The organism is Staphylococcus nepalensis, from assembly GCF_014635045.1.
Taxonomy (GTDB): domain Bacteria; phylum Bacillota; class Bacilli; order Staphylococcales; family Staphylococcaceae; genus Staphylococcus; species Staphylococcus nepalensis.
This window is the reverse complement of sequence record NZ_BMCF01000001.1, coordinates 420,796-436,161: the sequence shown is the minus strand read 5'-3', so window position 1 is coordinate 436,161 and position 15,366 is coordinate 420,796. Positions and strand designations below refer to the sequence as shown.

The 15,366-nt window shown below is 33.8% G+C and carries 14 protein-coding genes, 1 pseudogene and 1 riboswitch; of the genes and pseudogenes, 7 read left to right on the top strand and 8 right to left on the bottom strand.

Annotated features, from left to right (window positions below; all coding sequences use genetic code 11):
• Positions 1-25: 25 nt before the first annotated feature.
• The 3 genes and pseudogenes from IEU88_RS02070 to IEU88_RS13745 all read right to left on the bottom strand — a co-directional run.
• Positions 26-595 carry a TetR/AcrR family transcriptional regulator gene (locus tag IEU88_RS02070; protein ID WP_096808345.1) on the bottom strand — a complete coding sequence of 190 codons (570 nt, stop codon included), beginning with the start codon at positions 593-595 and terminating at the stop codon, positions 26-28.
• An 88-nt stretch (positions 596-683) separates the two neighbouring features.
• The gene (locus IEU88_RS13750; RefSeq protein WP_255312516.1) at positions 684-1,028 is read right to left on the bottom strand and encodes a multidrug resistance efflux transporter family protein; all 345 of its coding nucleotides are present in this window, start codon (positions 1,026-1,028) and stop codon (positions 684-686) included.
• 58 nt (positions 1,029-1,086) lie between these two features.
• Positions 1,087-1,649 (bottom strand): annotated as a pseudogene (locus IEU88_RS13745) (multidrug resistance efflux transporter family protein); the annotation flags it as partial.
• A 301-nt stretch (positions 1,650-1,950) separates the two neighbouring features.
• Here IEU88_RS13745 and IEU88_RS02060 point away from each other — a divergent pair.
• Together IEU88_RS02060 and IEU88_RS02055 are read left to right on the top strand one after the other, a co-directional pair.
• A complete protein-coding gene (locus tag IEU88_RS02060; protein WP_096808346.1) occupies positions 1,951-2,889 on the top strand; it encodes a nucleoside hydrolase in 939 nt (312 codons plus the stop codon).
• 319 nt (positions 2,890-3,208) lie between these two features.
• A complete protein-coding gene (locus IEU88_RS02055; RefSeq protein ID WP_229718989.1) occupies positions 3,209-3,730 on the top strand; it encodes a M23 family metallopeptidase in 522 nt (173 codons plus the stop codon).
• 342 nt (positions 3,731-4,072) lie between these two features.
• Here IEU88_RS02055 and IEU88_RS02050 read toward each other — a convergent pair whose 3' ends face one another.
• Together IEU88_RS02050 and IEU88_RS02045 are read right to left on the bottom strand one after the other, a co-directional pair.
• On the bottom strand, positions 4,073-4,729 hold the full coding sequence (locus IEU88_RS02050; RefSeq protein ID WP_096808348.1) for a DNA-3-methyladenine glycosylase family protein: 657 nt from the start codon (positions 4,727-4,729) through the stop codon (positions 4,073-4,075).
• A 13-nt stretch (positions 4,730-4,742) separates the two neighbouring features.
• Positions 4,743-5,096, bottom strand: coding sequence for a DUF488 domain-containing protein (locus IEU88_RS02045; protein WP_096808349.1), 354 nt, complete (start codon positions 5,094-5,096; stop codon positions 4,743-4,745).
• A gap of 129 nt (positions 5,097-5,225) precedes the next feature.
• Between IEU88_RS02045 and IEU88_RS02040 the strand changes: the two genes are divergently transcribed.
• The 5 genes from IEU88_RS02040 (at position 5,226) to IEU88_RS02020 (ending at position 10,793) form a co-directional block, all read left to right on the top strand.
• A complete protein-coding gene (locus IEU88_RS02040) occupies positions 5,226-5,657 on the top strand; it encodes a 6-pyruvoyl trahydropterin synthase family protein (protein WP_096811192.1) in 432 nt (143 codons plus the stop codon).
• Positions 5,658-5,991: 334 nt separating this feature from the next.
• On the top strand, positions 5,992-7,035 hold the full coding sequence (locus IEU88_RS02035) for a PTS sugar transporter subunit IIC (RefSeq protein WP_096808350.1): 1,044 nt from the start codon (positions 5,992-5,994) through the stop codon (positions 7,033-7,035).
• Positions 7,036-7,555: 520 nt separating this feature from the next.
• Entirely contained in the window at positions 7,556-8,296 is a 741-nt protein-coding gene (locus tag IEU88_RS02030; RefSeq protein WP_103373054.1) for an aggregation-promoting factor C-terminal-like domain-containing protein, read from the top strand.
• Between the two features lie 147 nt (positions 8,297-8,443).
• Positions 8,444-8,552, top strand: a riboswitch (SAM riboswitch).
• Between the two features lie 62 nt (positions 8,553-8,614).
• Positions 8,615-9,772: an aminotransferase class I/II-fold pyridoxal phosphate-dependent enzyme gene (locus tag IEU88_RS02025; protein WP_103373055.1), complete on the top strand. Its 1,158-nt coding sequence runs from the start codon at positions 8,615-8,617 to the stop codon at positions 9,770-9,772.
• Positions 9,773-9,794: 22 nt separating this feature from the next.
• A complete protein-coding gene (locus tag IEU88_RS02020; RefSeq protein WP_103373056.1) occupies positions 9,795-10,793 on the top strand; it encodes a D-lactate dehydrogenase in 999 nt (332 codons plus the stop codon).
• Positions 10,794-10,983: 190 nt separating this feature from the next.
• Here IEU88_RS02020 and copZ read toward each other — a convergent pair whose 3' ends face one another.
• The 3 genes from copZ to IEU88_RS02005 form a co-directional block, all read right to left on the bottom strand.
• The gene (gene copZ, locus IEU88_RS02015; protein ID WP_103373057.1) at positions 10,984-11,190 is read right to left on the bottom strand and encodes a copper chaperone CopZ; all 207 of its coding nucleotides are present in this window, start codon (positions 11,188-11,190) and stop codon (positions 10,984-10,986) included.
• A gap of 54 nt (positions 11,191-11,244) precedes the next feature.
• Complete coding sequence (locus IEU88_RS02010; RefSeq protein WP_103373058.1) at positions 11,245-13,629, bottom strand: heavy metal translocating P-type ATPase; 2,385 nt, start codon at positions 13,627-13,629, stop codon at positions 11,245-11,247.
• 174 nt (positions 13,630-13,803) lie between these two features.
• Positions 13,804-15,255: a SulP family inorganic anion transporter gene (locus IEU88_RS02005; protein WP_103373059.1), complete on the bottom strand. Its 1,452-nt coding sequence runs from the start codon at positions 15,253-15,255 to the stop codon at positions 13,804-13,806.
• Positions 15,256-15,366 lie beyond the last annotated feature (111 nt).

The window sequence follows — 15,366 nt, the reverse complement described above, 5'->3', positions numbered from 1 at the left end:
GCAGTATTAAAATTAAAAAATTATATTATTTTGAGTTAGATAATTGAGACGTAATGAAAGGCAATGAATTATTGATATATGTTTCAGCTGGTAAATCACTTGAATGGAACCAATGTTTGGCGATGCCATATAAACCCCACGAAAGAAAACGTGCACTTGTAGCAAGCGTTTCTCTATCTATGTTATGGTGTTTATCGACCATTAAATTTAAGAAAATATCTTCCAATGCTTCTTTAATTTTCTTTTCTACGATTTCTCCATAAGCCTCACTGTTTAGGCGGCATTCTTCATGAGTGTCTTGAATATAACTGGTAATCGTAATGAAACATTTACATAATGCTATATCATCTAACTCGGCGACCATGTTGAGAGATTGATTTAAATTTTTTAAGATAGTTTCAGACAATGTATAATCCATGATGTCATACTTATCATAAAAATGAGCGTAAAAAGTAGCACGATTAACAGTAGCGCGCTCAGTAATATCTTTAACAGTAATAGAGGCTAACTTTTTTTCCTTTGCGGTCTCACGAAAAGCGTCCATTAATAATTTTTTTGTTCTTATAATACGAGGATCTATATGAGTAGTAGTCAATTTAATAACCTCCAAATTTGTGCTTTGCGCATCTTTATCAGTCAAATTATCTTGCTTTATTAACAAGTTGTCAATAAAACGAATTTGATTATAGTATTATACTTTTTAGGGTGTTTTCTTTAATTTTACTGTTTAAGAAACAATAAACAACAATACCTAAAGTTATAATGACGATGCCAATTAAACTTGTTAATGCTGGTAATACCAAGCCTAGTAACAACATTTCACCAGCTAATGTGAAAACAATTTCCATTGATTGTGTTGCTTCAACAGCAGCTAATTGAGTTTGATTATGCTTCACAGTGTGAGTTGCGTAGAAAAATAACGTTGTTGCTATAACGCCTGAGAATATAGCGACGAAAAAAGTTTGTACCATTTGATTTGAAGATGGTACACCTTGTGTAAATATGCCAATAAAAAGATGATAAACCAAATAGTAACGTGACTAAGGTCATTCCGTATATGCGTTCAATTGTATTTAAATCATTGTCTACAAGCGCCATCATTTTACGATTGCCTAATGGATAAGCAAAGGCTGCAACGACTAAAGGCATAATAGATAAGATAAAGGTTTGGACGTCGATATTTGAAATATGAGGATTTGTATGATAATAACGCCGAGAACCGTCATACTTGACGTTCCTAGTGAACGCCATGAAACACGTTCTCTGACTTTGATCGTTTTCTGTTCATATTGTATATATTCATAGAAAAAGGGAGCCAGTAATAGCCCACAGATAATGGTAAATTGCCATGTCGCAGAAATAAGCCAGCCTGGACTATAGTTGGATACAAAAGTGATTGGTACGTAAAAAAAGACAAAACCAAAGGAACTCCACAATAGCCACATCCAAAAATGTTGTTTGATATGTAATACAATGAGGTGATGGCGTTGTTTAAACATCACGATAACAAATAGAAAAGGAAACATAAAAATAAAACGAAGTGATCCACTAAAAAGCCAACTGCTACCATCGCTAGACATTGCATGGTTTAATATAAAAGTAATAGAGAAAAATAAAGCACCCAAAACGCCAATGGAGATTGCTTTCATTTAAGTCCTCCTTCAAATTGTATAATGCTATTAATTTACCAGTTTTTTTGAATTGAGCAAATATAGTTAACTTTAAAATGGATAGTATACATTTGTTTGTTTGTTTGAATTTTCGGAAAAAATTAGGCAAATAAAGTAAAAAAGTAGTATGATGATTTTAAAGACAATTTTAAAATTTATAGTGAATGGATAGCATGTTTTTCACACTATAATAAAAATCTATTGGAATAGTAAAGTATAAACTTGATAAACAAACTTAAATTGAAATCTAAAAATATATACAACGGATGGAGTGTAGTAAATGAGTAAAAAGATAATAATGGATTGCGACCCTGGGCATGATGATGCGATTGCTTTAATACTAGCTGGCGCTAAAAATAGTTCGCTTGATATATTAGCAGTTACAACTGTAGCTGGGAACCAATCTGTTGAAAAAAACACTAAAAATGCACTTAACGTATTGGAAGTGATGGGGAGAGGAGACGTTGAAGTGTCTGTAGGCGCAACCCGTCCACTTATAAAGCCTGCTTCATTTGCTTCAGAAATTCATGGTGATTCTGGTTTAGATGGACCTAAATTACCAGAGGTGCCTGTGTTGAAGCCAACACAGCATCATGCAGCAGATGTTATTATTAAAACTTTAAAACAAAGTTCAGAACCTGTAACAATTGTTGCAACAGGGCCACTCACTAATATAGCAACGGCTTTAATTAAAGATCCAAGTATTTCTCAATCTATTGAATCTATTACGATAATGGGTGGTGGTACATTCGGGAATTGGACACCTACGGCAGAATTTAATATTTGGGTTGACGCTGAAGCGGCTAAACGTGTCTTTGAAAGTGGTATAAGAATTAATGTCTTTGGTTTAGATGTCACGCACCAAGTATTAGCGACAGATGAAGTGATTCAAAGATTTAGTCGAATTGATAATGAAATATCTAGATTTGTTGTAGAATTATTAGAATTTTTCAAATCAACTTATAAAACACATTTTGATATGGATGGCGGTCCAATCCATGATGCATGCACGATTTTGTATTTATTACAACCTGATTTATTCACAATGCAACAAACACATATAGATATCGAACATCAAAGTCAATTAACTTATGGTACGATGTCTGTTGATTTAAACAATGTCACTAATAAAGAAAAAAATGCTTATTTTGCTACAGCGGTAGATGTTGAACGTGTTTGGTCTTTAATTGAATATATATTAGGAAGTTATAATCAATAATTTAAAATAACCCAACACTTCAATACCATTATATTAAGTTATGCTGCTATAAGCAGACTCATATTTTAAAAAATTGAATTATGATTGTAAGCGAGCGTATATACCCGATAAAAATAGGTGTTATATCGCTCGTTTTTTATGTGATCACTAACTAAGTTTAAGACAAAAGTATGAGGCTTTATCAAGTTGAATGATTAGCAACACATTGCCAAAAACGTATACTATGGTATTAATATATAATTAAAAGGTGAGTCCAAATTTGAAAAATACATTAAAAACAATCATATTGTTAATTGTCATATTAGTTCCGTTGATATTAATGCTTACAAATTTAGACACAATACAACAATTTGTAAGAGAAAACTTAGTTGAACAAAATGATGGCACACGTGATGAAGATGGAGACGAGTCATATAAAGATGTTTTTAATATGAGTAGAGAAACCGAATCGTTTGGAGAATATAAATATAATGATTTTGAAGGCAAACACTACGGCATAGACTATGGATTAAGGAAAGATACACCCGTTACTGCTGCGACAAATGGTACGGTAACTAGAACATTTGATAATGAATTAGGAGGCAAAGTAGTCCAAATTAGGGAAGAAGATGGTGTGTATCATCAATGGTATATGCATTTAAACGAGTTTAAAGTGGAAGCAGGAGATAAAGTGAAAGCTGGTGAAATCATTGCGCTTTCAGGTAATACGGGTTCGCAGACTTCTGGGCCACATTTGCATTTTCAAAGAATGAAAGGTGGCGTTGGGAATGATTACGCTGAAGATCCGAGAGAATTTATAGAATCTTTACCACAAGGAGAAGAAAGTCTTTATAAAAAATAAATGGTTTGAATATAAGGGTGATTATAATGATAACAAATGAAGTAAAACCGTTGAGATGGCACAGTTATCGCATACTTCTCAAATCATTTGTTGTCTATTTCAGAAAAGGTGGCTAGGAAGATAGCGTTTAATTTAAGTATTAATTGTCCAAATTCATGTATAAATCCCACTAACTCGATTATTTGAGAAGTGGGATTTTATATTTTTAAGTAATTCTTGAATATACTATATTGATTGACGAGGTGTTATTTGTGTCCTGTATGAACTCCAAAATTTCGAAAAACGGATATTAACTTGTATTTGAATCTGTTAAATGTTTGTCATATTATGTTTGAATCGTAATCATTCATTTGTAAGTGAATCAATAGAATCATAACTTAAAAGATTTTGATGAATGGCTTTCCATAAATAAAAAGCACCTATGGAAGCATAGGGGCTCCACCGTTCTCTACAGAGCTTGAGCTGTTTTTTTCTTTCTAAAGTTGAAGTTTGATATAACCATTGAGCAGCTTTTTGTAAGCCAACGTCATAGATGGGTAATACATTTTGCCGTTGCAATGTGAACATTAAAAAAACTTCAGCTGTCCATTGCCCAATCCCTTTAATTTCAGTTAATGCATGTTTAGCATCCGAATCATTTAAACGACTTAAAGCTGTGAAGTCAAGTTTATTTTGTTCCACATGGGATAATAAATTTTGAACGTAGCTTATTTTAGATTTAGATAAACCTAAATTGCGCATTTCTGTTTCACTTAAATTTGAAATGACTTGCACAGACCAAATGTCATGAATAGCTATCGAAAATCTTTGGAAAATCGCAGCAGCAGCTTTAACAGTGATTTGTTGGCCGATAATAGAGCGAATTAATGATTTTAATGGATCGGGGCGTAGGTGTATTTCTATATTGCCAATATGTTGTATGAGTTTTGCTAAAGTAGGGTCTTGTTGCATGAGTTCTTGAACGGCGTAATCTTGAATATTGATATACTGCGTAGTCATAATGAATCACACCTTATTGTAATAATTCTTGTAGTACAATGGCCTGATTATGTTGTTTGTCTTTTGCGCTATATAATAAAACCACATCTTGCTTACTGTTAGCGATAATATCTTGTAAATCATTGAAAGCTTGTTTTTGATCCTTATTTTCACGTAGTTCTTTTTCATATTTTTCTTTGAAGGCTGCGTAAAGTTGAGGGTCATGGTTAAACCACTTTCTTAATTCGGCTGTTGGTGCAATATCTTTGATCCAGTGGTCTAAGTTTGCTTTTTCTTTTGAGACACCCCTTGGCCAAACACGATCAACAAGTATGTGTATACCATCTTTAAGCGGTTTTTCATAAATACGTTGAATTTGAATTGTCATAAGATATATCTTCTCCTTTTATAAAATGTAGTTATATATCTATTGCCTTAAATAAAATCACAGAAACATTAACCATATATTCTATAGTAAAGGGTATAAGAGTATAAAATGAATAAAGGAGAATTTGATATGACAAATTTTGAAAATGTTCAACCACCTAAGCAATTTAAATATCGTAGTAACGCGGTGCTTATTAAAAATTACTACGAGTTCACTTGTGATAACCGAATATATTTTACGCAAACGGTGCATAAAGATTTAGCCAATCAACGTTATCAATTTAATATAGAAATTTTGTCCCAAATTGATGATTATGGATTAGCTTTAGATTTTAATGAAGTAGATAAAATTTATAAATCAAAAATAGCGACCTATTTAGATGGTCAACTTATTAATGAGGCCTTGCCGCCGATGAATACCACTGCTGAGAATATTGCATTTTGGATCTGGGAACAATTTGAACAGTTTTTACCAGAAAACAATACACTTCAAAAACTAGAATTTTTTGAAAATGAAACGCAAGGTTTAGTGCTTACTAGAGAACGAATGGAAGCAAACTAGTTGATGAAATTAAGTATGGACGTTTAATTTATATGGTTTATGTGTTTAAGCAAAATTAAAACAATACCTTATGTTTCATTGTAACCGATATATATTCAAATATTGAATGAATTATGCATATCATAATAGAGCGGGCGCGCAGTTACCCGCTTTTAATTAGCATTTTTGTAAGCTAATTGTTTAAAAAGTATCATAATAAAATGCATGGTTTCTATGCCCGCTGCTTTTTTATAACAACCATTTGAAATAAAAGTACATTAAATTAAAAATAAATATTCTGAAAATTATGATAATATGTTATATTTTTAGTTATCACATCTTAGGAGGCGCTACTATGATAAAAGTAAGCCCAAAACAATTTATAAATAACGTATTATCAGGAGTAGCAATTGCTATTGTTGCTGGTCTTATACCTAATGCTATTTTAGGAGAATTATTTAAGTTTTTAGCACCAAAACATGATATTTTTGAAACATTACTTCAAGTCGTGTTAGGTATTCAATTTACCGTGCCATTATTGGTTGGCGCATTAATTGCAATGCGATTTAGTTTAACGCCATTAGCGACAGCCGTAGTCGCGAGTGCTGCTTTTGTGGGAAGTGGTGTAGCACAATTTAAAAATGGTGTTTGGATGCTTGCTGGTGTAGGTGATTTAATTAACACAATGATTACTGCTGCGATTGCAGTATTTTTTATATTGGTTATAGGCGAACGTTTTGGAAGTTTAACATTGATTATTTTACCTACGATAGTAGGTGTTATTTCAGGTTTAATAGGTATAACGATACTTCCATATGTACAAATGATTACTACTGGTATAGGTAACCTAGTCAATACATTTACAGAATTACAACCCATATTGATGTCAATGCTGATTGCGCTTGTCTTCAGCTTTCTAATTATTTCGCCAATTTCTACTGTGGCAACAGCTTTAGCTATTGGGATAAGTGGCTTAGCTGCAGGCTCTGCTTCGTTAGGTATCGTTGCATGTGAAGGCGTCCTTGTTGCTGGAACATTGAAAGTAAATAGATCTGGTGTGCCGCTTACGATATTTTTAGGTGGCGTTAAAATGATGATTCCGAATATGGTACGCCACCCCATCATTTTACTACCTATATTTACTAACGCGTTAATAACAGGATTTTTTGGAGCTTTGTTAGGTATTGCTGGTACAAAAGAGTCAGCAGGCTTTGGTATCATCGGTTTAGTAGGGCCGATTAGTGCATTTAGACATATAGAAGCTTCATTACTACTGAATTTAGTAATCGTATTTATAGCGTTCTTTGTAGTGCCTTTTATCATTGGTTATTTAATTAATGTATTTTATATGAGGGTATTGAAGTTATATCACCAAGATATATTTAAATTTTTAGCGTAAATCAGATGACTAAACCTGAGTTAAGAAATAAGTTTTTGTAATATTTAATCGTATACATATAATTATTGGTATCATAAGAAATGTAAAAAGGCCTCAAATCAGAGGTCTTTTTATTTTTTTAACAAAAAAAATTGCAAGTATTGCCCTAAAATATAAAAAATATATAGAAAATACGTATTACAATGATGTAACAACAGTGTGGTTTGTAATTTTTCAGATAATAGAAATTATAATGCTTTTTATATTTTAAGACCTTCTATAACAGTATGGATATATAACTGATTCAGAAAGACTTTCTTAAGTATTACGCTAAATAAATCAAAAATATTTCAATGTTACAAAGCAATATGATTTTTGTAAAGTTTTGTTATATAAGTGTAATACGATTGATAAATTTATATGATATATTAGCTATGGTAAAAAATTAAGACATAAATATTAAAAGATTTTAGCAAATACGACAACAAAACTATCAAAAATATATTTTATTAGATTTTAAATTTGGAGGATTTATTTTACTATGAAAAAAACAATTTTAGCTTCATCATTAGCAGTAGCATTAGGCGTAACAGGTTACGCAGCAACATCTGACAACAATCAAGCACATGCTTCAGAACAAAACATCGACAAAGCACATTTAGCTGAGTTAGCATTAAACGGTTCAGCTGAATTAGATCAACAACCGTTACATGCTGGTGCCTATAACTATAATTTCGTATTAGATGGCAATGAATTTACTTTTACATCAGACGGTAACACGTGGTCATGGGGATACCATGCAGCAGGTACACAAGCTTCATCATCTAACACTACACAAGATGTAAGCTCAGAAGTAAGTGTAAATACAAATGAAAAATCAGCAAGTGAAGTACGTTCACAACAATCATATGCTACTCCAGTAACAGTAGCAGCACCAAAAGCTTCAGCATCTACAAACGTGAGAACTACGCAAACAAGCGTAGCAACAAAAGCTTATAACGTAGCGCAAACATCAGCTGCTTCAACTGGTGGATCAGTAAAAGCTCAATTCTTAGCTGCTGGTGGTTCAGAAGCTATGTGGAATTCAATCGTAATGCCTGAATCAAGCGGTAACCCGAATGCGGTCAACCCAGCTGGGTACAGAGGCTTAGGTCAAACTAAAGAATCATGGGGAACTGGTTCAGTAGCTGATCAAACTAAAGGTATGCTTAACTATGCAAAACAACGTTATGGTTCTGAAGAAGCTGCCCTTGCTTTCCGTGCAAGCCACGGTTGGTGGTAAAATCTACAGCACTGAACTCGATAGTTTGGTGATATATAAGAGAGTGACTCAAATGAGTTGCTCTCTTTTTTATCTTAATAAAAGAGGTGAATGCTAATTGACATGTTAGAATATTCTGATAAAATTAATGTAAATTAATTACAAATTAACTTATCCAGAGAGGTGGAGGGGGTTGACCCGTAGAAACTTCAGCAACAGACTTATCATTATGAGTACTGTGCTACTTTCAACAAGTGAAATGCTTGAAAGATAAGTGTCATGTAAAACTATATGCCACTTAATGGGGCATATAGTTTTTTATTTTAGGAGGGCTTTTTAATGGTAATGTCAGATCGATTAGCACAAATTCCAGATAGCTACTTTGGAAAAACAATGGGACGTACAATAGAACATGGCCCTTTACCATTGATTAATATGGCTGTAGGTATTCCTGATGGTGAAACGCCCAAAGGTATCCTTGATTGTTTTGCAGAAGCAATCCGAAAACCAGAAAATCAAAAATATGTAGCATTTCATGGCAAAGAAACATTTAAACAAGCCATTGTTGATTTTTATCAAAGACAGTTTGGTGTTGAACTAGATAAGGAAGATGAAGTTTGTATACTTTATGGTACAAAAAATGGGTTAGTTGCTTTACCTACCTGTATAGTTAATCCAGATGAAAATGTGCTCCTGCCTGATCCGGGTTATACAGATTATTTGGCAGGCGTACAATTAGCAGGTGCACAACCGCAGCCGCTGGTGTTAACGCCTCCTTATTATTTACCACAGTGGCATAACGTAGATAAAGATGTTTTATTAAATACGCGCCTAGTTTACTTAACTTATCCTAATAATCCAACAGGCTCTGTTGCTACTAAAGATGTATTTGATGAAGCAATTGCACAATTTAAAGGAACTAAAACTAAGATTGTTCATGATTTTGCTTATAGTGCATTTGGTTTTGATCATAAAAATCCTAGCATTTTACAATCAGAAGGTGCTAAAGATTTAGCAGTAGAGGTCTTCTCTTTGTCTAAGGGATATAATATGTCAGGTTTCAGGGTTGGTTTTGCAGTAGGAAATAAAGATATAATCCAAGCGTTGAAAAAATATCAAACACATACGCATGCAGGTATGTTTGGTGCATTACAAGACGCAGCAACATTTGCTTTAAATCATTATGACGATTTTTTAGTGTATCAAAATGAAATTTTTAAAGCGCGTAGAGATAAATTTACAGCTAAATTAATTGAAGCGGGTATCCCATTTGAACCGATGCAAGGTGGTATATTTTTATGGCTAAAAACGCCTGAAAATTATGATAGTGAACGTTTTGAGGCTTATTTATTAAAAGAAAAGTCTATTTTAGTTGCGCCTGGTATACCATTTGGCGAACATGGGCGAGGTTATGTGCGTATTTCATTAGCAGTGGATGACGAGAGGTTAATGGAAGCGGCAGAGCGACTTCAATCTTTAAAACATCTTTATAAATAAGAAAGTGAGAGTGGAACAATTTATGACGAGTATTAAACTATTTGGTGTTAGAGAAGAAGATATACCCTTTATTAAAAATTGGGCAGAAAGCAATCAAGTTGAAGTAGATTTAGATAGCGATTTGTTGTCAGCAGAAACAGTAGATCGTGTGAAAGGGTTTGATGGGCTGTCATTGTCGCAACAAATTGAATTAGATGAAGTAGTTTATAAGAAATTACATGATTATGGTATACAACAAATTGCACAGAGAAGCGCTGGATATGATAGCTATGATCTCGAGCTAGCCAATCAATATGGATTAGTTATAACAAATGTACCTTCATATTCTCCACATTCTATAGCAGAATATACTGTGTCACAAGCATTGAACTTAATCAGGAATTTTAATGATATTCAAAATAAAACTGCACAATATGATTTTAGGTGGCAACCGAGTATTATGTCACGCTCTATTAAAGATTTGAAAATCGCAATAATAGGCACGGGGCGAATTGGGTCTATTGTTGGAAAGATCTTTGCAGAGGGTTTTGGTTCAGAAGTATTGGCTTATGATATTGAACCTCAATCATCATGCGAGACTTATTTAACATACAAAGAAAGTATAAATGAAGCTATCAAAGACGCAGATATTGTCACAGTGCATATTCCTGCAACAGAGGACAATACATATTTATTTGATGCAGATTTATTTGCTCAAATGAAAACAGGTGCTGTGTTCGTCAATTGTGCACGTGGTATAATCGTTGATACACAAGCTCTTGTAGATGCATTAAATAGTGGGAAGCTAAAAGGTGCTGCATTGGATACTTATGAAGGTGAAAAAGGTTTGTTTCCAAGTGATCAACGCCATACGCAGTTAGATGATGAATTATTAATTAAATTGATTGAAAGACAAGATGTAATTATATCGCCGCATATTGCTTTCTATACGGATGCTGCGGTTGAAAATTTAATTGTCGATGCGTTGGATGCAACATTAGAAGTAATAAAAACAGGTGATAGTAAGTTTCGTGTGAATTAAAATATGAAGTGGGCGCAAGTACTTTAGCTCTTGTAAACTTTCTTTTGAGTTAATCACACTTATATATGGATTTCCGCTTTTGTACACCACTCTTCTAATCAACGAAGAGGGAGCGGGACAATGAAATCATCTTAGAAATTGTGATTTCTGTCTCGCTCCCTCTCATTATTTTCAGATAGAAATATAATTTTTATTTAGCGTCGTAACCTTGGTCTTCGATTGCCTCTTTCATGTTTGTCATGGAAACTTTATTATCATCATAATCGACTTTAACATTTCCGCCATCAAGATTTACATCAGCTGTTGATACACCGTCTAGGTTTGTAAGTGCAGATTCTACTGCATGTTTACAATGATCGCAGCTCATGCCCTCAACTTTAATTGTTTCTGTTGTCATATGAATCACCTCCTTAAATTAAAGGTATTATATAGTTATTATCACAAAGTTTGATTATAATCTCATTCGTTTTAATCTGAGTGAATTTGTTACAACGCTCACTGAACTTAAAGCCATAGCGGCACCAGCTACCCATGGTGCAAGTAAACCTAAAGCTGCAATAGGAATACCTGCGACGTTATAACCGAAAGCCCAAAATAAATTTTGTCTAATGTTACTTATAGTTGATTTACTCGCTTTGATTGCTTTCGGTATTAATAGTAACTCTCCGCCTAATATTGTAACATCCGCTGCTTCTATAGCTACTTCAGTACCAGTACCAATAGCAATGCCTATATCAGCTTGAACTAGGGCTGGAGCATCGTTAACCCCATCACCAATCATTGCAACAACCTTATTTTCATCTTGAAGTGATGTAATTTTTGAAGCTTTTTGTTCAGGCAATACTTCAGAAATAACTGAATCAATCCCAACTTGTTTAGCGATGGCTTGCGCTGTTCGTTCATTATCGCCTGTAAGCATCGTAACTGAAATACCTAATTCATGTAATTGTTTTATCGCTTCATTGGCAGAATCTTTGACCGTGTCAGCTACAGCTACAACACCTCGCAATGTTTGATTGATTGAAATTAACATAGCAGTTTTGCCTTCGTATTCATAATTCATTAAGTTATCTTCAGACATTGTTACATCAATGTGATAATCTGTCATTAATTTACGTGTTCCAATCAATATATCTTTTTTATTGATTGTTGCTTTGACACCGTGGCCAGGTATAGCTTCAAAAGATTCGGCATCTAATAGATTAACATCTTTATTATTTGCATAATTAACAATTGCTTCAGCTAATGGATGTTCTGAATCTTTTTCAGCACTTGCTAATAGTTGTAACGTTTCATCGTCACCGTCAAAGTCAGTCACAATTGGTTTACCGTTTGTGATGGTGCCGGTTTTATCTAGGACAACTGTATCTATTTGATGTGTACGCTCTATATGTTCGCCGCCTTTAAATAAAATACCATTTTCAGCAGCTTTACCAGTACCAACCATAATTGAAGTAGGTGTTGCAAGCCCTAAGGCACACGGACAAGCTATAACTAATACAGCAATTGCGGCTACAAGTGCAGGTTCAAATTGACCAGATTGTACAAAAGCAATCCAAATAATAAACGTGAGAATAGCGATACCGACAACAATAGGTACAAAATAACCAGAGATAATATCAGCTAAACGTTGAATAGGCGCTTTTGAACCTTGTGCTTCTTCTACTACTTTGATAATTGAAGATAGCGCTGTATCTTTGCCTACTTTAGTTGCTTCTATTGTAATAGAACCATTTTTATTCATAGTTGAGCCTATCACATTGTCATTTAATGTTTTTTCAATCGGTATAGATTCGCCAGTTAACATAGATTCATCAATCGCAGTCATGCCTTTGATAATTTGTCCATCAACTGGAATTTTTTCTCCTGGTTTAACTTGTATATGATCTCCAACAATAACTTCACTTAAAGGGACCATACGTTCCTCGCCGTTTCTGATTACACGAGCTTCCTTAGCTTGTAAACTTAATAACTCACTTAAAGCATTCGTGGTTTGCGTTTTAGCACGGCTTTCTAAATATTTACCAAATAAGATAAGTGTTATTAATACTGCACTAGTTTCAAAATATAAATGTGGCGTATAGTTTGAAGTAGCTAACCATTTTGCCATTTCGTAAATACTGTAAAAGAATGCAGCGCTAGTACCTAATGCAACTAATACATCCATATTAGCTGACCCATTTCTCAGGTTTTTATAAGCGCCTACGTAGAATTGCCAACCAATGATAAATTGAACAGGCGTAGCTAATATGAATTGAAACCATGGATTCATTAAAAGTCCTGGTAATGGTAGTCCGAATAAGTGGACAAACATCGTTAACAGTAAAGGTAGGGAGAGAATAGCTGAAATAATTAATTTATTCCGTTTTCCTTTTAATTCTTGTTCTTTTTGTGAATGTTTGGCTGAAGCTTCTTTTTTAGGTTGTGCATCGTAGCCGATATTTTGTATTTTTTTGATGAGATCATCAATAGAAGTCGCTTCAGGGTTATAAGCAATTGTTGCATTTTCAGTTGTCAGATTGACATTAGCTTGTTCAACACCATCAGTTCGATTGAGTACTTTCTCAATCCTATTTGAACATGCAGCACAAGTCATACCAATAACATCCAATTCAGTCTTTTCTGATACTACATCGTAACCAGTGTCTTTGATTTTTTGAGTTAATGATTCTATGGAAGTAGTATCAGTATTATATGCAACGGTTGCTTTTTCTGTTGTCACATTGACGTTTGCTTCTACGCCATCCATTTTATTTAAATTCTTTTCGATACGATTTGCACACGCAGTACAAGTCATACCCGTTATACCTAATGTCGTTTTTTTCTTATTATCCATTACAGTGATTACCTCCTTTTACGATAAATATATATAGCATGATTAAATCTAAGCCATTTGTTAAATTTAATATACCCCCTATAGGTATAAAAGTCAACGTGTTTGTTCAAAATAAAATAAGCTAACACCAGAATGTATATAACAAACGATGCTAGCTTAGGATTTAAACCAAGCTTATATTAGATGTTGTTGATTGACCTTGCTGAGTTCGGAAACGATTTTACGACTATCTTTATTAAGGTGCTGTACATAGATAATATTATTTTTCTTTTTATAATTTTCTATTAAAGTATCTACTGCATTGACAGCTGAATCGTCCCATAAATGCGCTTGGCTAAAATCGAGATAAATCGTTTTATCTCGTAATTCTAAATCTAATTGGCTCATTAAGGAGTCGATAGACACAAAGAAAATTTGTCCTTCAATTTTATAATAGATGTGATGATTACGGGCTTCATATTGAACAGAGACATTTGATATCTTTGTAGCAAAACATAATGCACTGACGATAACACCTACAATGACGCCGAGCGCTAAATTACTTGTAAATAAAACGATAACCACCGTTAAAATCATCACAAATGCATCAGAACGCGGGGCTTTTTGTATAAATTTAAATGAACCCCAATTAAATGTACCTACAGAGACCATCACCATGATACCAGCTAGAATTGGCATTGGAATTTGGACAACCCAATCACCAAAGACCATAATCAAGATGATTAAAAACACACCTGCTGTGAATGTGGAAAGTCGTGTGGTTGCACCAGAACGCACATTAATAACCGACTGACCAATCATAGCACAACCACCCATTGCACCGAAAAAGCCTGTAATAAAGTTTGCTATACCTTGTCCACGAGCTTCTTGATTTTTGTTACTATAACTATCAGTCGCTTGATCGACGATACGTGAAGTTAATAAACTTTCTACAAGACCTACAATTGCCATTGATATAGAATAAGGAAATATAATTTTAAAAGTCTCCATATTAAATGGTACGTCAGGGATTAACAATTGCGGTAAGCTTTTTTTAATTTCCCCTAAATCTCCAACCGTTTTAACATCTGCACCAGTAACTAAATATGTAATAGTTAGTAAGACAATAGCAATCAAGGGTGCAGGTATACGATTGAAAACACGTGGCAATAAATAAATAATTAATAGCGTGATAATTACAAATAAGTATGTGGGTAATGAAATACCAAAGATATGTTTAAGTTGTGTCATAAATATCATTATAGCTAATGCGTTCACAAACCCAATCATTACAGAATTTGGAATGAATTTCATTAATCTGCCTACCTTTAACAAACCAAAGATAATTTGAATTACACCCATTAAAATGGTTGCAGCCAGTAAATATTGGACGCCATGATCTCGGACTAATGGCACAATTACTAAAGCAACAGCGCCAGTAGCAGCTGATATCATTGCGGGTCTGCCGCCAACGAATGAAATGACGACAGCGATGATAAACGATGCGTATAGACCGACCATCGGATCTACACCTGCAATAATAGAGAATGAAATTGCTTCAGGAATTAACGCAAGTGCTACAACGATACCTGCTAATATATTTGTTCCTGGAGCAGTGAGCCATTCTCTTTTTAATTTATTTAACATAATCTGTGCTCCTTTATTAAAAGTCAATTGTAATAGTATAGCACATAGCATAGTAAAAGTTTATAGCACTTTATACTAAAAAATTTTTAAAAATATAATTTATTGCTAAAT